Below are 23,160 nucleotides of genomic sequence, written 5' to 3'. Positions count from 1 at the left end.
TCACTGCACGCGGATTCGCGGGTTGATGACGGCGTAGAGGAGATCGACGATCAGATTGACGGCCATCACGATCAGCGCGATCAGAAGCAGGCCGCTCTGCACCACGACATAATCGCGCTTGCCGATGGAATCGATCATCCACTTGCCGATGCCCGGCCAGGAGAAAATGGTTTCGGTGAGGATGGCACCTGCCATCAGCGTGCCGACCTGCAGGCCGATGGTGGTGACGACCGGGATCAGCGCGTTACGGAAGGCATGCATGCCGATGACGCGGCGGGGCGTCAGGCCCTTGGCCCGCGCGGTGCGCACATAGTCTTCGCCGAGAACCTCCAGCATCGCCGAGCGCGTCTGGCGCGCAATGACGGCAAGCGGAATGGTGGCAAGCACGATCGACGGCAGGATCAAATGGCTGACGGCGGAGCTGAAAGCGCCGCTCTTGCCCGACAGCAGGCTGTCGATCAGCATGAAGCCGGTGACCGGTGGGAAGAAATATTGCAGGCCGATGCGGCCCGAGACAGGCGTCCAGCCGAGATAGCCGGAAAAGAAGATGATGAGCAGCAGGCCCCACCAGAAGATCGGCATGGAATAGCCGGTCAGTGCGGCACCCATGGTCAACTGATCGAACCACGAACCGCGTTTGACGGCGGCGAAAATGCCGGCCGGAATGCCGATGACAACCGCAATGATCATGGCGACCGTCGCCAGTTCCAGCGTCGCCGGAAACAGCGCCAGGAATTCGCCGATGACGGGGCGCTTGGTGGCGATGGAGATGCCGAAATCGCCCTGCAGCACGTTCCCGATATAGTCGAAATATTGCAGCCAGATCGGACGGTTATAGCCGAAGCGTTCGAGCAGTTCCTGATAGCGCTCGGGGCTGACGCCGCGTTCGCCGGCCATGGCCAGAATGGGGTCGCCGGGCAGCAAACGCACGAAGGCGAACGCAGCCAGCGAGATGCCGAAGATCGTCGGAACGATCAGAGCGAGCTTGTTGAGAATATATCGGAGCATTTTTTCTTGCGAGAAGGGGACGACGCCCCATTAAAGGCGCCGTCCCCTCGATTCGCTTGCCTTGTTATTCGGCGATGTCGACGCCGTCGAAGCGATGGATGCCGAGCGGGTCCATGACGAAGCCCGAGACCTTCTTGGACATCGGCATGAAGACCTTCGAGTGAGCGATGGTCAACCACGGCGCTTCGCGCTTGAAGACGACCTGTGCTTCTTCGTAGATCTTGGTGCGTTCGGCCTGATCCGTCGTGGCCTTGCCCTTCAGAAGCAGGTCCTGGAACTCCTTGTTGCACCAGATCGCATAGTTGGACTGGCCGATGGCATCGCAGCCGAGCAGGAACAGGAAGTTATCCGGATCGCCATTGTCGCCGGTCCAGCCGAGCTGGAAGGCGCCGTCGCGGTCCTTCTGCTTGCCGCGTTCGCGATACTCGGTCCATTCGTAGCTGACGATCTCAGCCTTCACGCCCACCTTGGCGTAGTCGGCCTGGATCAGTTCCGCGACGCGCTGGGCGTTCGGGTTGTACGGACGGCTGACGGGCATTGCCCAGATCTTCATCGAGAGATCCTTGACGCCAGCGGCCTCAAGCATCTTCTTTGATTCTTCCGGATTGTACTCGTCGTCCTTGATCGAGGTGTTGTAGGACCACATCGTTGGCGGGATCGGGTTGACGGCCACCTGGCCAGCGCCCTGATAGACCGCATCGATGATGGCCTGCTTGTTGACGGCCATGTTGAGGGCCTTGCGGACCTCGACCTTGTCGAAGGGCGCCACGGTCGTGTTGTAGGCCATGTAGCCGATGTTCAGGCCTTCCTGTTCGGCAACATGCAGGTTCTCGTCAGCCTGCAAGCCGGCAATGTCGGCCGGAGCAGGATAGGACATGATGTTGCATTCGCCGGCCTTCAGCTTCTGAGCGCGCACTGCCGGGTCGGGCGTGATCGCGAAGATCAGGTCGTCGATCTTCTGACGGCCGCCGAAGTAACCGTCCCATGCCGCATAGCGGATGACGGCGTCGACCTGGTAGTCAACGAACTGGAACGGGCCGGTGCCGATCGGCTTCTGCGTGAACTGCTGCATGGTGCCGGCTTTTTCGAGCGAGTCGGCATATTCCTTGGAGACGATCGAAGCGAAGTCCATGCCAAGGTCAGGCAGGAAGGCGACTTCCGGCTTGTTGAGGACGAACTTCACCGTCAGGTCGTCGACCTTGACGATTTCCTTGAGCAGGTCCGGGAAGCCCATGCCGGTGAAATATTCCCAGCCGGTGCCGGGAAGATATTCGAACCACTTGTTCTCTTTTTTCCACTGACGCTCGAAGGAGAAGATCACGTCGTCGGCGTTGAGGTCGCGGGTCGGCGTGAAATAGTCGGTCGTCTGGAACTTGACGCCCGGCTTGAGTTTGAAGGTGTATTCGAGACCGTCGTCCGAGACGGTCCAGCTTTCGGCGAGACCCGGCGTGATGGTCGTCTTGCCGTGCTCGAACTCGACCAGGCGCGAATAGATGGTGCGCGAGGACGCGTCGAAATCGTTGCCGCCGCTCCATGGCGACGGGTCAAAACCGGCCGGTGACGCTTCCGAGCAATAAACCAGCGTTTTGGCATTTGCTGCCGCGCCGCCCAAGACGGTTGCAGCCGCAAGCGCAGCTGCAAAAGTCAGCTTCCTTATCATTGAAACACTCCCTGTCATGATACCAAGCCCCTCTGAACAGGCTTCGAGCGCGCATATAAGCATCGTTTTCAGGGCTTTGGAACTCCCTGTCTACATGCCGTTTGGGAAGAGGAACAAAGTTTCAAAAAGCCGATAAATTATAGACATAATATTTCATTCGGGAATGCCTCGACGAAATAGAGCGTCGCAGTCATGCAGTGACGACGAAAGCTTGATTTTCGTGCCGCTCGACTGATCTGGCTTTCAACGTCGAAGCGCTGCTGTTCTGAAAAATTGTTCTGAAGCACGCAGTAAATTTCATTGCCTTCATTACGCTGGGGCAAGACTTGCATGGCCAGCCCTTGTGACAATACATAGAGACACAGCGGTTTTGCGCGAGATGCTGCAGGAGGCAGACGAGGCGGGCAAGCCGGGGCGAATGCACGGTGAGGACCGAGAGACCAAGAAATAGAATACAGGGCAGGGAGGAACGAGTGGCCAAGACGACGATCAGCAAGGCGGGCAAGGCAACGGCTGCGGCGGCAGTGAAAAACGATCCGGCAAAGAAAGCCCCGGCGAAAAAGACAGCAGCGCCGAAGGCGGCTGCCACGACGGCATCCGCGGCTTCCACGAAGGCCGGCTCCAAGGCGCCGAAGGCTGCAAGTGCTGCGAAGTCCTCAAAGCCCGCAACTGCCAAGCCGGCGGCGAAACCCTCTGCGAAAGCGGCAGCAACCGGCAAGGCAGCACCAGCGGCGAAATCGCAGACGAAGCCGGCGGTGGAAGCCGCCGCAGTCAAACCAGCGACCAAGGCTGCGCCGGCGAAAGCTGCTAAACCCACTCAAGGGGCCAAGGCAACAGTTAAGCCAACTGCAAAGACGGCTGCGGCCAAGCCGGCGGTGAAGACCGCGCCTGCCACCGCAAAGACAAGCTCGAAGAGCTCAAGCCCTGCCAAACCCGCAGCAAAACCAGTAGCCGCAAAATCCGCGCCGTCGAAATCGCGCGCCAAGCCGGTGACGAAAGCCGCATCCAGCAAGGCGTCGGTTGCTTCATCTCCTGCCGTCGAGCCGGCTGCGAAAGCTGCACTTATCGAGTTGCCGAAGGCTGTGGCAGCCAAGGCCGGTGCGGCGAAGACTGGACCAAAGAAGCCCGCTGCCGCGAAGGCGAAAGCGGTTGCCGCGCCCAAGGTCGCGAAGCCAGCAGCCAAGGCCGAAACTCCGCCCAAACCCGCAGCTGCCAAGGTGCCGCTGACGAACGGCGCTGCCGGCCATGCGACCCCGGCAAAAGCCGCAGCTGCGCCAAAAGACGACAAGCCGGCCGCGAAGAAACCCGCTACGGCAGCAGGAAAGCCGTGGCTGAAAAGCTATTCGTCTGTCGTGCCGGCCGAAATCGCTCCGCTGGAATTCGATTCCATCGGCGATTTCCTGGTGAACTCGTCCAAGAAATTCGCGACGCGGCCCGCCTTCACCTGCATGGGCAAGACGATCACCTATGGCGAACTGGAACGCCAGTCTGCCGCCTTCGGTGCCTGGCTTCAATCAAAGGGCCTGGCCAAGGGCGCGCGCGTGGCGATCATGATGCCCAACGTGCTGCAATATCCCGTGGCGATGATGGGCATTCTGCGCGCCGGCTATACGGTGGTGAACGTCAATCCGCTCTACACGCCGCGCGAGCTCGAGCACCAGCTCAAGGATTCGGGCGCGGAAGCAATCATCATCCTTGAGAACTTTGCCACCACCTTGCAGGCGGTGATTGCCAAGACCCCGGTCAAGCATGTCGTCGTCGCGACGATGGGCGACATGCTCGGCATGAAGGGGTTGATCGTCAATCTGGTCGTGCGCCGCGTCAAGAAAATGGTGCCGGCCTGGTCGCTGCCGGGTCACACCAAATTCCCGGCGGTGCAGAAGGAAGGCGCTGCGCGCACCTTCAAGCCGGTGAAGTCGGAAGCTGACGATGTCGCCTTCCTGCAATATACCGGCGGCACCACAGGCGTTTCAAAAGGCGCGATCCTGCTTCACCGCAACGTGCTGGCCAATGTCGCGCAGAACCTGCTGTGGATGGAAACGGCTTTCGTGAAGAAGCCGCGGCCGGCAACCCTCACTTTCGTCTGCGCGCTGCCACTCTATCATATCTATGCGCTGACGGTGAACGCGCTGATGGGCATGCAGCAGGGTGCTCAGAACGTGCTGATCCCCAATCCGCGCGACATTCCGGGCTTCGTCAAGGAACTGGCCAAGTATCAGGTCAACGTTTTCCCCGGCCTCAACACGCTGTTCAATGCGCTGCTCAACAATGAGGACTTCCGCAAGCTGGACTTCAAGCCGCTGCTGCTGACATTCGGCGGCGGCATGGCGGTGCAGCGCGGCGTTGCAGATCGCTGGCAGAAACTCACCGGTTGCCTCATCTCGGAAGGCTACGGCCTTTCGGAAACGGCGCCTGTCGCGACGGCCAACCGCTTCGACGCCGACGCGTTCACCGGCACGATCGGCCTGCCGATCCCCTCGACCGTACTCGCCATCCGCGACGAGGAAGGCCGCGACATGCCCCTCGGAGAGGTCGGCGAGATCTGCATAAAGGGTCCGCAGGTCATGGCCGGCTACTGGAACCGGCCGGACGAGACAGCCAAGGTGATGACGCCCGACGGCTACTTCAAGTCCGGTGACATGGGCTTCATGGACGAGAACGGCTACACCAAGATAGTCGACCGCAAGAAGGACATGATCCTGGTCTCCGGCTTCAACGTCTATCCCAACGAGCTGGAGGAAGTGGTCGCCCAGCATCCGGGCGTGCTGGAAGTGGCGGCAATCGGCGTGCCGGACGAGCATTCGGGCGAGGTGCCGAAGCTCTTCGTGGTCAAGAAGGACCCAAACCTGACCGCCGAAGAACTACTGGCCTACTGCAAGCAAAACCTGACCGGCTACAAGCGCCCGAGGCTGATCGAATTCCGCACCGAATTGCCGAAGACCAATGTCGGCAAGATTCTCAGGCGGGAACTGCGGGGGTAAGGAGCGTTTGGCCGAAGGCCAACGAAAAGCCAACGATTTGGCTTTTCGAGTGACGAACGCCCGGAGCCTAAGCGGAGGGCTGGAGCAGCAGTTACGGCAGCGTAGTCTCAAACGCGCCGATTAGCGGCGGCATAGGCCGCCGTTTATTGGCCCGACGTCTTCTTCCAGTCTCCGGTCGTGTTCCACCAGCGATTCGGATTGTCCTTGTCGTCAAGGCCCTTTGACCTGCTGCCCAGTATGTTCGCCACCCGGATCACAGGCTCCTGATAGCTGTGAACCTGGAAAATCAGCTCTACGACCTGTTCCAGAAGAGCCTGGTCGTCGGCCAGTTCGAAGCTCACCTCGACTATGTCAGGTCGTTTGCGCAGTTCGCTTTCCGCGCCCGCCGCCGCGCCTTCAAGCGGGCGATAGCGTTCAATACCGGCACCAGACTGGTAGGCATTGCTGTCATACTTGCCCATGACCAGCGGCGCAGCCTTCACCACATGCTCCATGACGCGGTCTACATCCTCGACAGGCATCTGGACCGTCACGAGAAGCAACGGCTCCATGCGAACAGACTTTGTCTCGAAGCTCCGCATCGTCGCGCCATCCTTTGGTTTGTAAAATGTGCGAACACTATTAATCGCGGCCTGCTGCCATCGTGATGTCGGCAGGTGGGGTCACGTCATTGGTTCTGACGGTCAGGCCGAGGCCAGATACCCCGGCAGATCGGCGATCGAATCCAGAATCACATCCGCCAGCGGTGCCAGCGTCTCGCGCGTTCCGGTGCCGCTGAGCACGCCGATGGCTAGTCCGGCGCCGCCGGCCTTGGCCATTTCGAGGTCGTGGCGGTTGTCACCGACCATGGCGATTTCCGAAGGCTTCAGCCCGGTCAGGTCGGCGAAGGCATGGATCGCGTCGGGCGCGGGCTTGGGGTTGGCGACGGCGTCGTAACCGTAAGCGGCGTCGAACATTTGCGCCACGCCGAGCGCCAGCAAAGTCTTTTCTGCGCCGCCGGTGGAGTCATTGGTTGCCACGCCGAGCCGGAAGCCGGAGCCGTGCAGGCTGGAGATCGCGTCCTTGCTGCCGGGCAGCGGTACGGAGGCTGCAGCACCCTCTTCCGCGGTGAGGGTATCGAAACCGGTCGTCATCACCTGGCGTTCCTCGGCGCCGATTTCGGGATACCATAGCGCCACGATGTCGGCATTGGTGCCGGCAGCAAATACCGAGTCGGCCCTAAAACACTTCCGCTCGAAATCGTAGCCGGCCTCGGCCATCAGAGCGTCCGCCTTGGCGCGGTCGCCGCCTGCCGCTTTAAGCGCCATGCGATCGCCGATGGCGAACCATGTCGCCTGGAAGTCGACCAGTGTCCCGTCCTTGTCGAACAGGATGCCTTTGATGCCGTTCAAGATGTCTACCCCGCTGCCCTTAGCTGGTGGATATGACGCACCAGACCAGCGGTCGAGGCGTCGTTGCGCGCGGCATCTTCCGTTCCTTCCACGACAGGCAGAAGACCAGTCGCCAGTTCCTTGCCGAGTTCGACGCCCCACTGGTCGAAGGAATTGATGCCGTAGAGCACCCCTTCCACGAAAACGCGATGTTCGTAAAGTGCGATCAGCCGTCCCAGCATATGCGGGTCGAGCTTGCGGTAGAGCAGCGTGACCGACGGCCGGTTGCCCGGGAACACGCGGTGCGGCGCAACGCGGTCGACCTCCTCCACCGGCATGCCCTTGGTCAGCATCTGCCGGCGCGCTTCCTCCAGCGTGCGGCCCTTCATCAGGGCTTCGGATTGCGCCAGGCAGTTGGCAAGCAGCAGGTCGTGATGGTGGCGAAGCTCCGGCTCATGGCCTTCGGCTGCCGCGAGGAATTCCACCGGGATGATGTCCGTGCCCTGATGCAGAAGCTGGAAGAAGGCGTGCTGGCCATTGGTGCCCGGCTCGCCCCACACCAGCGGCCCAGTCGGCGTCGTCACGCGCAATCCGTTGACGGTGACCTGCTTGCCGTTCGATTCCATGTCGAGCTGCTGCAGATAGGCCGGCAGCCGCGACAGTCGCTGGTCGTAGGGGATGACGGCGCGCGCCGGATAGCCGCAGACGACGCGGTGGAAATAGCCGATCAGCCCCATCACCACGGGGATGTTCTGCAACAGCGGTGTGTTCTTGAAATGCTGGTCCATCTCATGCGCGCCGGCGAGGAACTCGCGGAAATTCTTCGGCCCAACCGCGATCATGATCGGCAGGCCGATCGCCGACCACAGCGAATAACGTCCGCCGACCCAATCCCAGAAGCCGAACACCCGCTCCGGCGCGATGCCGAAGGCCGCTACCTTGTCGAGCGCGGTGGAGACGGCGGCGAAGTGCTTCGGCACGGCCTCCTTGCCGAGCGCCTTTTCCACCCATTTGCGGGCGGTTTCGGCATTGGTCATCGTCTCGATGGTGGTGAAGGTCTTGGAAGCGATGATGAACAGCGTCGTCTCGGGCTCAAGACCTTTCAGCGTGTCATGTATATGCGCGCCGTCGACATTGGAGACGTAATGCGCGCGCGGCCCATCATGGTAAGGCGCCAGCGCCAGCGTCGCCATCGCCGGGCCGAGGTCGGAACCGCCGATGCCGATATTGACGATGTCGGTGATCTTCTTGCCCGTCGCACCCGGTGCCCCACCGGATCGCACGGCATCGGCAAAGTCAGCCATCGCATCCAGCACGGCCCGCACGTCGCCCATAACATCCTTGCCGTCCAGCAGCACTGTGTCGCCCGGACCGTCGCGCAGTGCGGTGTGCAGCACGGCGCGCCCTTCGGTGACATTGATCTTCTTGCCCGAGAACATGCCGTCGCGGCGCTCCGGCAACCGGGCTGCGTGCGCCAGCTTGTCCAGCAACGTCATGGTGTCAGCGGTGACGGCACATTTGGACCAGTCGAACAGGAGATCGCCGTCGGTCAGCGAGAACTTGGTGAAACGCTGGGGGTCGGCCTTGAAGGCCTCGCGCATATTCTTCGGCGTGTCGGCCTGATCGTCGCGAAGCGCCGTCAGCGCGGAGTGAAGGGGGGCGTCGGTCACGGCCATTCTCCAAAATTCGTTACTTCAAATGTTCCGGGGGCACGCCGTCATCTGAGTCTTGGCGAGCCTCCTTGGACCTTATCAGACCACTGTGATCATGGAGAGAGTTTGACGCTCGTGTGGATGAAAATTTCAATCGATTTGACTTTTGTGGCCCACGCTGGCGCGAAGTCGGGCCGTCACGGGATAGATCATTGACATAAATCATAACGATTAGAAAAATTCATTGGCGCAACCGGTTGGACCACAGATACGCTCCACTGGTCCAAAAAGAGAAAAATATAGCGCCTGTTCGAGGAAACGCTCATGCCACAGAGAAACGATTCGGCCATATGGTCGGGGCTGTTCCGTATTTCGGCGGAGTCGGGCCAGACCCTTCAGGCCCAGATTCGCCAGGCTATCGTCGCCGCCATTCTTGACCGCCAGATCGCGGCTTCCATGCCGTTGCCGTCCTGCCGCATCCTGGCCGAAAAGCTTGGCGTCGCGCGCGGCACCGTCGTGCTGGCCTTCCAGCAGCTTGTCGATCAGGGCTTTCTCGTGGCGCGCGAGCGGCGTGGCCACTTCGTCAATCCGGAAGTGCTGGCTACACCGGCCAAGCCGCAGCAGAAGTCCATCGATCAGGCCAACGAGATCGACTGGAAGTCGCGCCGGCAGATCGCAGCCAGCGACATGCCGCGCCCGGCCAAGCAGGAAAACTGGATCAAGTCGTCCTACCCCTTCGTCTATGGCCAGTTCGACCCGGCGCTGTTTCCAACCGCCGAATGGCGCGAATGCAACCGCATGGCGCTGGCCGTGCTCGAAATCCGCAACTGGGCGGCCGACATGGTCGATCGCGACGATCCGCTGCTGATCGAGCAGATCCAGGCGCGCTTGCTGCCCCGCCGCGGCATCTTTGCCAATCCGGACGAGATCATCGTCACGCTCGGCGCGCAGCACGCGCTCTATATGCTGGCGACGCTTCTCATGACCAAGGGCAGCAAGGTTGCCATGGAAGATCCGGGCTATCCGGATGCGCGCTCGATCTTCAGGCTCGCCGGTGCGAACATCCATCCGACGCCGGTGGACCAGTCGGGCATCGTCACCTCGTCTATCCCGAACGATGCCGGCTTTGTCTTTGTCACCCCGAGCCATCACTGCCCGACCATGGTGCCGCTCAGCGCCGAGCGCCGGCAGGATCTTCTGGCGCGCGCCAGCCGTCACAACCAGATCATCATCGAGGACGGCTATGACAGCCAGTTGCTCGATGAAGCGCCGCAGCAGGCGTTGAAGAGCATCGATCGCTCGGGCCGCGTTATCTATGTCGGCTCCATGTCGAAGACTTTGGCGCCCGGCCTGCGGCTCGGCTACATTGTCGCCTCTGCTGATCTGATTGCCGAATTGCGCGCACTGCGCCGCTTCATGCTGCGCCACCCGCCGGCAAACAACCAGCGGGCCGTGGCGCTGTTCCTGTCGCTTGGCCATCACGAGGCGCTGGTGCGCCGTCTTTCGTCGGCCTTTGACGAAAGGCGCAAGCGTCTGGTCCAGGCGATCTCGGCCTTCCTGCCCGAATGGCGTTCGACGGATTCTGCCGGCGGCACCTCGCTGTGGCTGGAAGGGCCGCGCGGCACGGATTCGCGCGGACTTTCCGAGGCCGCTGCTGCCCGCAGCGTCATCATCGAGCCGGGCGACCGTTTCTTCGACCAGGCCGACAAGCCTTCCCGCTTCATGCGGCTCGGCATTTCCTCGATCGCGCTCCAGCACATCGAGCCGGGCATCCGCGAGCTTGCGACAGCTGCGGGGCGACGGCCAGCAGCGGCGTGATCGGGCGACCGGCCAATATTGCCTATTAAAACAGCATCTCCGCGCGTCCAGATGGGCGCGCGGAGATTTGCCGATTCCGGCTTATTCAAAGCCTGCGCCTCTGGCCCATCTGGCGGAAATCCGTGGCCCATACGCACGCCGTTTGGCCGCTGCATAGTCTTGCAATCAAGGGGAACGAAGCAGCGTGACCGAAGGCACATTCGGCGCGGGGATGCTTCCAAATACGGTGGAGGTTTCGATGTCGACCGCCCTGGAACAGCATGACCTTACGGTAGCAGACCAACGTTCCCGCCGCTCCGGCGGCCGGGAAGCCCGCCGCGCCATGCGCGCAGCCCCCTTGGCGGATGATGTCCGTCCCATTCGACCCGGATTGGAAGGCGGCAGGTACAAGCCGTTGGGCCAGAACGATCTCGAAAGAATCCATGAGGCGGTCCTGACCCTTCTGGAAACGGTCGGTTTCGCCAACGCAATTCCAAGCTGCATCGAAGCGCTGACCCGCGTCGGCGCAAGCTACGACGGCGACGGCCGCATCCGCTTTCCCCGCGAACTGGTCATGTCGACCGTCAGGACCGCCGCGCGCAACTTTACGCTGCACGGCCAGGATCCCAGGCATGACATGCTGATCCAGGGCACGCGCGTCCATTACGGCACGGCGGGCGCTGCGGTTCATCTGGTCGATGTAGAAAAACGCGAATACCGCGAGTCGCTGCTGCAGGACATTTATGATGCAGCCCGCATCGTTGACGGGCTCGACAACATCCATTTCTTCCAGCGCCCGATGGTGCCGCGCGACATCCCAGATCCCGCTGATATGGACTTCAACACGCTTTACGCCTGCGTCATGGGCACGTCCAAGCATGTCGGAACGAGCTTCACCGTGCGCGAGAACGTCGCGCCAGCATTGGAGATGCTCTACGCGATTGCCGGCGGCGAAGAGAATTTCCGCGCCCGCCCCTTCGTCTCCAACTCGAATTGCTTCGTCGTGCCGCCGATGAAATTCGCCGAGGACGCCTGCGGCGTGCTTGAGGCTTGCGTAGAGGGCGGCATTCCGATCCTGCTGCTCTCGGCCGGTCAGGCTGGCGCTACGGCCCCTGCGGCAATCGCCGGCGCCGTGGTTCAGGCCGTGGCGGAAGTGCTGGCCGGTCTCGTCTATGTCAACGCGCTGAAGCCCGGCCATCCCGCGATTTTCGGCACCTGGCCTTTCGTCTCGGATCTGCGTACCGGTGCGATGTCGGGCGGTTCGGCCGAGCAGGCACTGCTGACGGCGGCCTGCGCGCAGATGGCGCAGTTCTACGACCTGCCGGGCGGCTCGGCCGCCGGCATGGCCGATTCCAAGCTGCCCGATATCCAGTCCGGCTATGAAAAAGGCATCACCAATGTCATGGCCGGGCTGTCGGGCCTCAATCTGGTCTATGAGTCCGCCGGCATGCACGCCTCGCTGCTGGGTTTCTGCCTGGAAAGCCTGATCATCGACAACGACATGCTCGGCCATTGCCAGCGTTGTGTGCGCGGCATCGAGGTCACCGACGAAGCGCTGTCGATCGATACGATCACCGAGGTCTGCATGAATGGGCCGGGCCATTATCTCGGCAACGAGCAGACCTTGAGGCTGATGCAGACCGAATATTTCTATCCTGCCGTCGGCGATCGCTTCAGTCCAAAGGAATGGAACGAGAAGGGCAGGCCCGACATTTTGCAGCGCGCGATCGTTGAAAAGAAAAAGATACTGGCCGAGCGATTCCCGCGGCACGTCTCCAAGAATATCGACGACCGCCTGCGCGCACGCTTCGAAAATATCCTTCTGCCCCGCAGCGGTATGGGCGGATAGGCCAATCACGGCAGGTGATCGGCGTGCAAACAAGAAGTTTTCGGCGAGACGGAGGAATGGTGCCGCTTAGGTGGCTCGAACACCTGACCCCATCATTACGAATGATGTGCTCTACCAACTGAGCTAAAGCGGCAACCCTTTTCGCGCTGACGCGCGAAACAGTGGGCGCGTGATATCTGCATTGCGCGGCAAATTCAAGCCGCTATCGCGTAATTTGCAAATACCGTTGCACGGCGTGGTGCGCCGATCAAACCGGCGTGTCGGGCGCCTCGCCTCGTCGGCGAACACGGTCTGTGAACTTCATATACGCCGGGCCACCGAGCGCCTACGCAGCCAGACGCAATTTCGCTGCTGCATATTCATCGGCCAGCCGGTCAACGAGTGCGGACACAGGACCTACTTCACCCACCGCGCCGATCCCCTGGCCGCAGCCCCAGATATCCTTCCACGCCTTGGTCTTGTCGCCGCCGAAATTCATCGTCGAGGGGTCGGAGACGGCGAGATTGTCCGGGTCCATGCCGGCCGCGCGCACGGAACCTTTGAGGTAGTTGCCATGGATGCCGGTAAAGAGGTTCGAATAGACGATGTCGGCAGCCTTCGATTCCACGATCATCTGTTTGTAGGAGTCGGTCGCGCGCGCTTCCGTCGTCGCGATGAAGGGCGAGCCGATGTAAGCGAGATCGGCGCCCATCGCCTGCGCGGCAAGCACCGCCCCACCATTGGCGATTGCGCCTGCCAGCAGAAGTGGCCCGTTGAACCATTGCCGGATTTCCTGGATCAGGGCGAAAGGCGACAGCGTGCCGGCATGGCCACCGGCACCCGTCGCCACCGCGATCAGCCCGTCCGCGCCCTTTTCGATTGCCTTGCGCGCATGACGATCATGGATGATGTCGTGCAACACGATGCCGCCATAGGAGTGGACCGCCTGATTGACCTCTTCCACCGCGCCGAGCGAGGAGATGACGATCGGCACCTTGTACTTCACGCAAAGCTCGAGATCGTGCTGCAGGCGGGTGTTGGACTTGTGGACGATCTGGTTGACCGCAAAGGGAGCCGACGGCCGGCCGGGATTGGCTGCATCGTAGCTTGCGAGGTCCTCGGTGATTTCGGCCAGCCAGTCGTCCAACTGTGATTCGGGCCGCGCATTCAGCGCCGGGAATGAGCCGACCACACCGGCCTTGCACTGCGCCAGCACCAGCGGCGGGTGCGAAATGATGAAAAGCGGCGACCCGACGACCGGGATACGCAGGTTTTTCTTCAAGATGTCAGGTAGCGCCACTGCTCAAGCCTCTCGCTAAAATATTGACGTTTGCGTAAACGTAATCTGTTTTAGCAGATCGATTCCAGCGGGCAATCAGCAATTCTGACAGAATTGATACAAACTTTGCGGGGAAAATCGTCGTTGCGGCCGAATTGAGGAGGCTAATTGCCCCCGCTGGCCGTTGCTTGATTACGCCGCTACGTCTAACCATCTGGTAGCACTTACTTTCATCGTGGGGAAAACGGTTTGGATGCGATCGAAAAGGCGATCCGAAACGCCTTCGAAAAAGGAGATGCCGATGATCGGGCTTTCCGCGAGAAGGTCTATCGCTCGGCATTTGCCGCCCTTGACCGTGCGCTCAAGGCAAACCCCAGCCTGACGGTGGAGGCGGCGATCAACCGCCGCAAGGCCATGCAGGCCAAGATCACCGAGATCGAATCGGAATTTCAGCCTGCCGTGCCTGCGATCGAGCCGGGGCTCGACGATGTTCGGCCCGAACGCGGTGGGGCTTCGACGGCTTCGTCGCCTGAAATCGCCGTCGAAGGTCCGGCAGGCGCGGCGGTACCGCGCGTCGACATGCCCGGCCGGGGAGAAACCACAAGCGCCGGGCCGCTTGCCGGCGACAGGGCAATATCTGTCGAGCCCGACCGCAACGAGGCTCGTGCCCGCAGGTTTCACATACCGTTCACCCGCATATTCGTCACCGCAACCGTGCTTGCCGCGATCGGCATCGGCGGGTGGTGGGCCTACCAGACCGGTCTGCTGAAATCGCCGGCCGAGCGCGACACCTCCGTTCCCAACCCGCCTGCGACGACCCAGAGCGAGGATTTCATTCCGGAAAATGAAGGCGCTCCGATAAGGCCGGGACAGGCTGACGCGAACCGCAACTGGATCAGTGTCTTCTCGCCCGAGGACGCCACGAAGGTGACGACGCCGGGAGATTCGAAGGCCGAAGTCATGCAGGATGCATCGGGCAGCTTCCTGCGCGTCCGTTCCGGCCAGTCGGGCGCCACCGTGCTGTTCGATATCGGTCAGGGCGTGCTTGAGCAGGTCGGCGGCAAGTCGGCCACCTTCGACATCGTTGCCCGCGGCGAGGATGGCAAGGAAACCCAGATGTCGGTGGACTGCAACTTCGGCGAACTCGGCGATTGCGGCCGCAAGCGTTACGCGCTTGGCCAGGAGGAGGGCGATTATCTTTTCGAGATCGATTTCGCCAAGAAGAAACCCGGCGCGGGCGGCACGATCGCCATCAATTCCGATGTTGCCGGTGAGGGCAAGGCGGTGGACATCTACGCTATCAAGGTTTCGATTTCGCAGTAAATTCATCTGCCTAGTCAAGCAGTGCCTGCAGCGTCTCTATCCGATCGGCTTCCGCCGTCGGCTTGTCCCAGCGCAGCCGCGAAATGCGCGGGAAGCGCATGGCGACGCCGGATTTGTGCCGCGTCGAGCGATTGAGGCCCTCGAAGGCGACTTCCAGCACCAGCCCCTGTTTGCGGTCTGCGCGCACCGAGCGCACCGGCCCGAAACGTTCGATCGTGTTGTCGCGGACATATTTGTCGATCTGGCGCAGTTCCTCGTCGGTGAAGCCAAAATAGGCTTTGCCCACCGGCACCAGCTCCTCGCCGCCTTCCGGGCCGGACCAGACGCCGAACGTATAGTCGGAATAGAAGCTGGAGCGCTTGCCGTGGCCGCGTTGCGCATACATCAGCACCGCGTCGACGGTGAAAGGGTCGCGCTTCCACTTGAACCACGGGCCTTTCGGACGGCCGGCGAGATAGGGCGAGTCCTTGCGCTTCAGCATGACGCCTTCGATCACCGGATGCGGTGGGTTGCGGCGCATGTCTTCAAGCGCTGCCCAATCAGCAAACGGCGCCAGTGGCGACAGGTCGAAACGCGTCGGATCGAGCTTGGCCACGAATGCCTCCAGCCGGGCACGGCGCTCGATGAAGGGCAGCGCGCGCAGATCCTCCGTGCCGTCCTGCAAAAGGTCGTAACAGCGCACGAAGACCGGGTGGCTCTGCTGCATCTTGGGCGTCACCGTTTTGCGGTTCAGCCGCTGCTGCAGGTCCGAGAATGTGCCGGTTTGGCACGATGGATCGCCGACCAGCAGCTCACCATCCAGCGCGCCGTCGAAGACCATGGCCTCGACGAGATCGGGAAAGGCCGGCGAAATATCGTCGCCGGTGCGCGAATAGAGCCGCCGCACTCCGCCCTCGCAGACGGCCTGCACGCGGATGCCGTCCCATTTCCACTCAGCGGCATAGTCGGCGGGATCGAGCTTTTCGAGGTCGTTGTCACCGACCGGATTGGACAGCATGACCGGCCGGAACAGCGCCTTGGCGGTCTTTTGCGGACGCTCCGTCCTGCCTTCCAGCCATGCGAACAATTCCGTGTAGGGCGGCGTCAACCCGTGCCACAGCTCCTCGATTTCCGTCACGTCGACCGATCCGAGATTGGCCAGCGCCTGCTTGGCAAGGCGCGCGGAGACGCCGATGCGCAGGCCGCCGGTCACCAGCTTGATGATGGCGTAGCGCGCCGAGATGTCGGCCCGGTCGAGCAGGCGCACCAGCACTTTTGGCCCGTCAGACCGGCTCGCCGATTGCAGCGCGCCGACCACATCGGCAAGTGTGGGCTGGCTGTTGGCGGTGAGATGCGCGTCCGGCTCCGGCCACACCAGCGAGACGGTTTCGGCGAGGTCGCCGACATAATCGTATGAGTAGCCGAACAGCACCGGGTCCATCCGCTCGGTGACCAGCATGCGCAGCATGGCCGGCTTTACCGCTGCGATCGACAGGTCGCCCGTAAGCGCCGCCAGTGCCAGCCCGCGATCGGGGTCTTCGACCGTGCGGAAATAGTCGGTCATCAGCGTCAGCTTGCCGTTGCGCGACGGCGTCAGCACCAGCCGGTCGAGGAGTTCGGCGAAGCGGTTCATCGCTCAGTCCCCCTCGTCTTCATAACCGACCAGATGCAGCGGGCTCGCCGCAATGCCGTTGAGTTCGCACCAGCGCACCAGCGCCTCCTCGCGGCCATGCGTTACCCAGACTTCGCCGGCGCCGGTCTCGGTGATGGTCTCGGTCAGTTCGTCCCAGTCCGAATGATCCGAGATGATCAGCGGCAGTTCGACGCCGCGCTGCTTGGCGCGCTGGCGGATGCGCATCCAGCCGGAGGCGAAGCATGAAACCGGGTCGGGAAAGCGCCGTGCCCAGCGGTCGGCGAAGGCCGAGGGCGGGCCGACGACAATGGCGCCGGCGAAATCGGTTTTTGCGCCGCTGTCCACCGTTGCCGGCTGGAGATCGCCGAGCGCTATGCCCTGGCTCTCGTAATAGTCGCAGAGCTTCGCCAGCGCGCCATGGATGAAAATCGTCCGATCATAGCCGGCCTCGCGCAGCAGCTTTATCACGCGCTGCGCCTTGCCGAGCGCATAGGCGCCGATCATATGCGCCCGCTCGGGAAACTGTTCGGCCGATTTCAGCACCCGCGCGATTTCACCGCTATCCGGCGGATGCTTGAACACCGGCAGCCCGAAGGTGGCCTCGGTGATGAACACGTCGCAGCGGATCGGCACGAAGGGCGCGCAGGTCGAATCCGGCCGGCGCTTGTAGTCGCCGGAAGCGACGATGCGCATGCCGTCCTTTTCGACGCAGATTTGCGCGGAACCGAGCACGTGGCCTGCCGGGTGAAAGGTTACCGCGACGCCGTTGACGTCAATGGTTTCGCCAAGCTTGGCCGCCTGCGTTGTGCCGGCAAAATCCGCGCCGTAGCGCAGCGCCATGATGTCCAGCGTCTCGGCCGTCGCCAGTACCGAGCGATGGCCCGATCGGGCATGATCCGAATGGCCATGGGTGATCAGGGCGCGGGCGACCGGCCGGACCGGATCGATATAGAAATCGCCGGGAGGGCAATAGAGCCCTTCCGGGCGGGTGTGGAGCAGGTCGCGTGCGCGCATCCGCTCAAGATAGGGTTTTGCACGGCACAGAAAAGCCTGTTGAATTTTGCTCCTGACAAGCGATATAGCGCTCCACCGGCGCTTCCGCCGCAGGAATGCGCCACTTGAAACCCTTGCAAACCTCTTCCGGTGACCTGCTGGCGGACCGCCGCGCCGACTATGCCGAATTCCTGTTCGGCTCGGGCGATCATGCCGCCGCGGCTGAACTCATGCTCGGCGCGGTTGAGCTTGCGCCGGGATGGGCGATGGGCTGGTTCCGGCTCGGCGAAATGCACGAGGCTGCCGGCAATCTCGCGCAGGCGGCGGAAGCCTGGCGCATGGTGCTGAAACTGGAGCCGCTGGATCGTCCGGGTGCGGCGCTGAAGCTCGAACTGATCGGCGCTACTGAAGCGGCGGATGCCCCGCCCAGCGCCTTCGTCGAGGCTTTGTTCGATCAATATGCGCCGAAATTCGACGATGCGCTGGTCAACAAGCTCGAATACCGCGTGCCGGACCTGCTGGCCGAGGCGATCCGCGCCACGCATGCCGGGCGTTTCGGCCGCGCGATCGATCTTGGCTGCGGCACCGGGCTTATGGGCGAGCGCCTGCGCCCGTCCTGCGATCATCTCGCAGGCTACGACATCTCGGCAGAAATGCTGCGCAAGGCGCGCGAAAAGGGAGTCTACGACGAACTGGTCAAGGCCGATCTGCAGACGCTTGCCTATGATGGCGCGCCGGCCGATCTCGTCACGGCGGCGGATGTGTTCATGTATGTCGGCGCGCTCGACGGCGTCATGAAGGTGGTAGCGGCCATGCTCGAGCAGGACGGGCTGTTCGGCTTCTCGGTCGAGCTTTTGCGCGGCGAGGGGGATTTTGTCCTTCAGCCATCGCGGCGTTACGCGCATTCGGAGCGTTATGTGCGTGGCATGCTTGCTGGGAATGGCTTTGCGCCGCTTTCCATCGAGACCGCAGTGATCCGGCAGGACCGCCGCGAGCCGGTGGACGGGCTGATCGTGATTGCCCGCAAGGGTTAGCGCCGGCGTTTCCCTTCCCCCTGAGGAAGCGCTTGGGACAGTTTACTTTTTGCCCCTTGTGCGAGATCGCAACTGCCGCGCCCTTCCGGGGAACTGTCCCCGGAGCATTCCGGTGCGTCCTTCGAGGCTCGCTAGCGCTCGCACCTCAGGATGAGGGAGGTTAGCGCAATTCTCCCTCATCTTGAAACGCACCTACTCTTCATGAAGACAATTTCTGCCGGCACACCCTCCCTCATCCTGAGGTGCGATCCTGAGCTTGTCGAAGGGGAGCCTCGAAGGACGCACCTGTTCATCGCCACGCCTGCTTTCGCATCTGGCCATTGTCAAAGAGCCGGGAAAGACGGGCGGCCGAAATCTCGCTCATCTTTGTATTTTTCTGCGATCTCTCGACCGCCCGTCTCGGTGTCTGTCCCGAAGTCGGCCGGTCACAACGCCCGCTCCATGTACATTCCATGGACAAGACGCCGCGGGTTCTCCGCATCCTGCGCGATCTACCCTTGATCCTTCCGCCACAAGCTTATCGCTTGCAGCTTCCAGCCAGGGCATGCGGCCGCAGGACGCCGGCCTGTGTCGGGCCCTCGGGTTCCTGGCTACCACACCAGGGCGGGAGGTCACCGCCGCTCTCCCCGATCCCGGTTCCAGAACCCGGTCCCGCAAGAGCGATGAGGGGATTATGCGGGTGGTGTCTTGGGGTGGGGATAAATCGGGCGTGAAAAAATGTGTGGGGTTAATGGAAACAATGGGTTGAGTGGAAATTGGGTGGAAATCTTTCCCCCACAGTTTCCGCTGGTTTCAGCTTCGGCAGTTCTGCACCGCTGTAGCCTTCATCGATGGTCCGGCATGGATCCCGGGTCTCCGCATGCGCTTCGCTCATGCTGCGCCCGGGATGACGAACTGCATATTTAGCCTTCGCTAATCGTCAATGCTGGCTCGCGGCAGTTGCGTCTTTGGCCAGCAACAACGTTTGCGATTGGCTGCGACACCCCCTCTCTTCGTCATCCCGGGCGGAGCGAAGCGGAGACCCGGGATCCATGCCGGAATGGAAAGGAGCTTCAGCGGTGCCGAACGCGCGCATCAACATTAGGACCGGACCGCGCTGACGATGCCCTGACCAATGGGTCCCGGACAACCTCCGCTTCGCTGCGGTTTCCGCGATGACGAACTCGTGGTTGGCATCGCCCCTTGCCAAGACTTACCCTGAGATCGAAGGCCATGCCTCCCACAGAACGATCACCTTTTGTTCCAAATTCCGCTTGGCGCGGGTCGTCCTTCGCGCTAGGTCTTTTGCGTGAACGACCAGAGCCGCACCGAGCAAGGCCAGAGCGCCGCCATTCTTCCCGAGCCGTTCGTCAAATGGTTCGCTGGTCGCGGCTGGTCGCCGCGTGCGCATCAGATCGAACTTCTGTCGCGGGCGCAGGCGGGAAAGTCGGTGCTGCTGATTGCGCCGACGGGCGCGGGCAAGACGCTGGCCGGCTTCATGCCGACGCTGACTGAACTGGCAACGCGGCCGAAGCGCAAGCCGGGACAGGCGCATCGCGGCATCCACACGCTCTACATCTCGCCGCTGAAGGCGCTGGCCGTCGATATCGAGCGCAATCTCGGCAAGCCGGTGGGCGAGATGGGCCTGCCGATCACCATGGAAACGCGCACCGGCGACACGCCGCAGCACAAGCGCCAGCGCCAGAAGCTGGTGCCGCCCGACATTCTGATGACCACGCCGGAGCAACTGGCGCTGCTGATCGCGGCCTCCGATGCCAAGCGTTTCTTCGAGGATTTGCGCTATGTCGTGCTGGACGAGCTGCATTCGCTGGTGACCTCCAAGCGCGGGCACCTGCTGGCGCTCGGGTTGGCGCGGCTGCGCTCGATCGTGCCGGGCCTGCAGGCGATAGGGCTTTCGGCGACGGTGTCGGAGCCGGACGAATTGCGGCGCTGGCTGGTGAGCCAGAACCCGCAGGGCGACATGGCCGACCTGATCACCGTGCCAGGCGGGGCCAAGCCGGAAATCTCGATCCTGGAGTCGGAAGAGCGCGTGCCGTGGTCCGGCCACTCAGCGCGCTATGCCATTCCGGAAATCTACGATGCCATCCGCCGGCACCGCACGACGCTGCTTTTCGTCAACACGCGCAGCCAGGCCGAATTCCTGTTTCAGGAACTGTGGCGCGGCAATGAGGACAACCTGCCGATTGCGCTGCATCACGGCTCGCTCGATGTCGGCCAGCGCCGGCGTGTCGAAAAGGCGATGGAGACGAATTCGCTGCGCGCCATCGTCGCGACCTCGACGCTCGATCTCGGTATCGACTGGGGCGATGTCGATCTCGTCGTTCATGTCGGCGCACCCAAGGGCGCGAGCCGGCTGGCGCAGCGCATCGGCCGCTCCAACCATCGCATGGACGAGCCGAGCCAGGCGATTCTGATACCGGCCAACCGCTTCGAGGTGCTGGAATGCCGGGCAGCACTGGAGGCGAATTATCTCGGCGCGCAGGACACGCCGCCGCTGATCGAAGGCGCGATCGACGTGCTGGCTCAGCATGTGCTGGGCAGTGCCTGCGCCGCGCCCTTTCATGCCGATGCGCTGTTTGAGGAGGTGCGCAGTGCCGCCCCTTACGTGAAGCTCGACCGTCACACCTTCGATCGTGTCGTCGATTTCGTCGCCACCGGCGGCTATGCGCTGAGGAGCTATGAGCGCTACGCCCGCATAAAGCTGACCAAGGACGGCACGTGGCGCGTCAGCCATCCGCGGATTGCCCAGCAATACCGGCTGAACATCGGCACCATCGTCGAGATGCCGGAACTGAATGTGCGCTACGTGCGCCAGGGCAGGGGGATGGTGGCGCGCGGCGGGCCGGTGCTCGGCAAGGTTGAGGAATATTTCGCCGAAACGTTGCGGCCGGGCGATAATTTTCTCTTCGCCGGCAAGATCCTGCGCTTCGAGGGCATCCGCGAGAACGAGTGCTTCGTGTCCAATGGCAGCGGCGCCAACATCATCGTGCCGTCCTATGCCGGCGGCAAGTTTCCGCTGTCGACCTATCTGGCAGGCGAGGTGCGGGCGATGCTGGCCGATCCGGAGCGCTGGAAGCGTCTGCCTGAACAGGTGGCCGACTGGCTGCGGCTGCAAAAGGAAAAGTCGGTGCTGCCGCGCCGCGACGAGATGCTGGTGGAAACCTTTCCGCGCGGCAACCGACATTACATGGTCGCCTATCCCTTCGAGGGCCGGTTGGCGCACCAGACGCTGGGCATGCTTTTGACGCGGCGGCTGGAGCGGATGGGCGCGCGGCCGCTCGGCTTCGTGGCGACCGACTATTCGCTGGCCGTCTGGGCGCTGGACGACATGGGCCACATGTTCCGCACGAAAAAGCCGTCGCTTGGCGAATTGTTCGATGAGGACATGCTCGGCGACGACCTCGACGCCTGGCTGAACGACAGCTGGATGCTGAAGCGCATGTTCCGCACTTGCGCGGTGATTGCCGGGCTGATCGAGAAGCGCTTTCCCGGCCAGGAGAAAAGCGGGCGGCAGGTGACGGTGTCGGCCGACCTGATCTACGATGTGCTGCGCAGCCACGAGCCGGACCACATATTGCTGCAGGCGACGCGCACGGACGCTGCTTCCGGCCTGCTCGATGTCAGGAGACTGGCCGAGATGCTCTCGCGCATACGCGGCCGAATCGTGCATAAAAGCCTTGACCAGATTTCGCCGCTGGCCGTGCCGGTGATGCTGGAAATCGGCAAGGAGCCGGTGAATGGCGGCGCCAACGAAACGCTCCTGATGGAAGCGGCAGACCTGATCGAAGAGGCAATGGGCCCGCAATGACGCTTGCAGTGCGCGCGATGACACCGAAGAACGAGGCGATCACCATCGCCGGCGAGCGGGTGATCTGCGACCAGCGCGGCGTGCTGTTCATGCCGGAGATGGAGATGCTGGTCGTCTCCGACCTGCATCTGGAGAAGGGTTCTTCCTATGCGGTCCGGCGCGGCGCGCTGCTGCCGCCCTACGATACGGCGGCGACCCTGGCGCGGCTTGCCCATGTCATCGAGGATTATTCTCCAAGGCGCGTCATCAGCCTTGGCGACAGTTTTCATGATGGGGCAGGGGCGGCACGCCTGCCGGATATCTTCCGCGAGCGGCTCGAGGCGATGATGGCCGGGCGCGACTGGTTCTGGGTCGCCGGCAACCACGACCCGCAGGCACCAGCCGACCTGCCCGGCGAGACGGTGCAGGAGATCGCCGTCGGCGGCCTGATGTTTCGGCATGAACCGTCGGCCACGCCGGTCGAGGGCGAGATCGCGGGCCACCTCCACCCTTGCGCGCGCATCGTCCAGCGCGGCCGCTCGGTGCGGCGGCGCTGTTTTGCCAGCGATGGCGCGCGCATCATCATGCCGGCGTTTGGGGCCTATACGGGCTCGCTGAATGTGCTCGACCGCGCCTATGCCGGGCTGTTCCGCATGGAAAGCCTGATTGCGTACATGCTTGGAACGCATCGGATATTTCCGATTGCAGGGTCGATGTTAAGACCTGGATAGCGGCTCCGCGACGCTTTATAGAATTCGACCCCCACTCCGTCTCGGCTTCGCCGAGCCACCTCTCCCCCGATCGACGGGGGAGAGGAAATGCCGGCCGCAAGGCTG

Annotated in this window: 15 protein-coding genes and 1 tRNA gene; 7 read left to right on the top strand and 9 right to left on the bottom strand. The window is 62.5% G+C overall.

From position 1 onward, the window contains the following. Positions 1-1,008 carry an ABC transporter permease subunit gene (locus DZG07_RS22150; RefSeq protein WP_119820924.1) on the bottom strand — a complete coding sequence of 336 codons (1,008 nt, stop codon included), beginning with the start codon at positions 1,006-1,008 and terminating at the stop codon, positions 1-3. A 64-nt stretch (positions 1,009-1,072) separates the two neighbouring features. Continuing rightward, positions 1,073-2,668 (bottom strand): ABC transporter substrate-binding protein, encoded by a 1,596-nt coding sequence (locus tag DZG07_RS22145; protein WP_091918744.1) that lies wholly within the window; start codon positions 2,666-2,668, stop codon positions 1,073-1,075. Positions 2,669-3,999: 1,331 nt separating this feature from the next. Between DZG07_RS22145 and DZG07_RS22135 the strand changes: the two genes are divergently transcribed. Then, positions 4,000-5,649 (top strand): long-chain fatty acid--CoA ligase, encoded by a 1,650-nt coding sequence (locus DZG07_RS22135; protein WP_206782008.1) that lies wholly within the window; start codon positions 4,000-4,002, stop codon positions 5,647-5,649. Positions 5,650-5,792: 143 nt separating this feature from the next. Here DZG07_RS22135 and DZG07_RS22130 read toward each other — a convergent pair whose 3' ends face one another. The 3 genes from DZG07_RS22130 to pgi all read right to left on the bottom strand — a co-directional run bounded on the left by DZG07_RS22130 (position 5,793) and on the right by pgi (position 8,689). Beyond that, a complete protein-coding gene (locus DZG07_RS22130; RefSeq protein WP_091918745.1) occupies positions 5,793-6,230 on the bottom strand; it encodes a hypothetical protein in 438 nt (145 codons plus the stop codon). Positions 6,231-6,332: 102 nt separating this feature from the next. Then, a complete protein-coding gene (locus DZG07_RS22125) occupies positions 6,333-7,040 on the bottom strand; it encodes an HAD family hydrolase (RefSeq protein WP_091918746.1) in 708 nt (235 codons plus the stop codon). Between the two features lie 5 nt (positions 7,041-7,045). Further along, entirely contained in the window at positions 7,046-8,689 is a 1,644-nt protein-coding gene (pgi, locus tag DZG07_RS22120) for a glucose-6-phosphate isomerase (RefSeq protein WP_281004507.1), read from the bottom strand. 306 nt (positions 8,690-8,995) lie between these two features. Between pgi and DZG07_RS22115 the strand changes: the two genes are divergently transcribed. Next, positions 8,996-10,489, top strand: coding sequence for a PLP-dependent aminotransferase family protein (locus tag DZG07_RS22115; RefSeq protein WP_091918748.1), 1,494 nt, complete (start codon positions 8,996-8,998; stop codon positions 10,487-10,489). Positions 10,490-10,727: 238 nt separating this feature from the next. After that, on the top strand, positions 10,728-12,317 hold the full coding sequence (locus tag DZG07_RS22110) for a trimethylamine methyltransferase family protein (protein WP_119821979.1): 1,590 nt from the start codon (positions 10,728-10,730) through the stop codon (positions 12,315-12,317). A gap of 57 nt (positions 12,318-12,374) precedes the next feature. Here DZG07_RS22110 and DZG07_RS22105 read toward each other — a convergent pair. Then, positions 12,375-12,450: transfer RNA gene (locus DZG07_RS22105), tRNA-Thr, on the bottom strand. A gap of 192 nt (positions 12,451-12,642) precedes the next feature. Further along, positions 12,643-13,596 (bottom strand): nitronate monooxygenase family protein, encoded by a 954-nt coding sequence (locus tag DZG07_RS22100; protein WP_119820918.1) that lies wholly within the window; start codon positions 13,594-13,596, stop codon positions 12,643-12,645. A 228-nt stretch (positions 13,597-13,824) separates the two neighbouring features. Here DZG07_RS22100 and DZG07_RS22095 point away from each other — a divergent pair, with 228 nt between their 5' ends. Continuing rightward, the gene (locus tag DZG07_RS22095; protein WP_091918750.1) at positions 13,825-14,898 is read left to right on the top strand and encodes a hypothetical protein; all 1,074 of its coding nucleotides are present in this window, start codon (positions 13,825-13,827) and stop codon (positions 14,896-14,898) included. Between the two features lie 10 nt (positions 14,899-14,908). Here the strand turns inward: DZG07_RS22095 and DZG07_RS22090 are convergent, their stop codons facing one another. After that, positions 14,909-16,510: a cisplatin damage response ATP-dependent DNA ligase gene (locus DZG07_RS22090; RefSeq protein ID WP_119820916.1), complete on the bottom strand. Its 1,602-nt coding sequence runs from the start codon at positions 16,508-16,510 to the stop codon at positions 14,909-14,911. 3 nt (positions 16,511-16,513) lie between these two features. Next, positions 16,514-17,524, bottom strand: a complete 1,011-nt coding sequence (locus tag DZG07_RS22085; protein ID WP_119820914.1) for a ligase-associated DNA damage response exonuclease — start codon at positions 17,522-17,524, stop codon at positions 16,514-16,516. A gap of 104 nt (positions 17,525-17,628) precedes the next feature. Between DZG07_RS22085 and DZG07_RS22080 the strand changes: the two genes are divergently transcribed. From DZG07_RS22080 to pdeM, 3 genes are all read left to right on the top strand, one after another. Then, the gene (locus DZG07_RS22080) at positions 17,629-18,537 is read left to right on the top strand and encodes a methyltransferase domain-containing protein (protein ID WP_119821977.1); all 909 of its coding nucleotides are present in this window, start codon (positions 17,629-17,631) and stop codon (positions 18,535-18,537) included. A 1,288-nt stretch (positions 18,538-19,825) separates the two neighbouring features. Continuing rightward, positions 19,826-22,345 (top strand): ligase-associated DNA damage response DEXH box helicase, encoded by a 2,520-nt coding sequence (locus tag DZG07_RS22070; RefSeq protein WP_162931698.1) that lies wholly within the window; start codon positions 19,826-19,828, stop codon positions 22,343-22,345. Next, complete coding sequence (pdeM, locus tag DZG07_RS22065; protein ID WP_119820910.1) at positions 22,342-23,055, top strand: ligase-associated DNA damage response endonuclease PdeM; 714 nt, start codon at positions 22,342-22,344, stop codon at positions 23,053-23,055. The genes DZG07_RS22070 and pdeM overlap by 4 nt, the downstream gene beginning before the upstream one ends. The last annotated feature ends 105 nt before the right edge of the window (positions 23,056-23,160 follow it).

The sequence above is a fragment of the Mesorhizobium sp. DCY119 genome (genome assembly GCF_003590645.1).
GTDB lineage: Bacteria > Pseudomonadota > Alphaproteobacteria > Rhizobiales > Rhizobiaceae > Mesorhizobium_M.
This window is presented reverse-complemented; position numbering and strand designations above follow the sequence as displayed.

Bases quoted from the DNA above. Each gene is read 5' to 3' on its own strand.
- pdeM (WP_119820910.1), top strand. From the start codon at position 22,342: ATGACGCTTGCAGTGCGCGCGATGACACCGAAGAACGAGGCGATCACC.
- DZG07_RS22145 (WP_091918744.1), bottom strand. From the start codon at position 2,668: ATGATAAGGAAGCTGACTTTTGCAGCTGCGCTTGCGGCTGCAACCGTC.
- DZG07_RS22115 (WP_091918748.1), top strand. From the start codon at position 8,996: ATGCCACAGAGAAACGATTCGGCCATATGGTCGGGGCTGTTCCGTATT.
- DZG07_RS22130 (WP_091918745.1), bottom strand. From the start codon at position 6,230: ATGCGGAGCTTCGAGACAAAGTCTGTTCGCATGGAGCCGTTGCTTCTC.
- DZG07_RS22090 (WP_119820916.1), bottom strand. From the start codon at position 16,510: ATGAACCGCTTCGCCGAACTCCTCGACCGGCTGGTGCTGACGCCGTCG.
- DZG07_RS22085 (WP_119820914.1), bottom strand. From the start codon at position 17,524: ATGCGCGCACGCGACCTGCTCCACACCCGCCCGGAAGGGCTCTATTGC.
- DZG07_RS22150 (WP_119820924.1), bottom strand. From the start codon at position 1,008: ATGCTCCGATATATTCTCAACAAGCTCGCTCTGATCGTTCCGACGATC.
- DZG07_RS22110 (WP_119821979.1), top strand. From the start codon at position 10,728: ATGTCGACCGCCCTGGAACAGCATGACCTTACGGTAGCAGACCAACGT.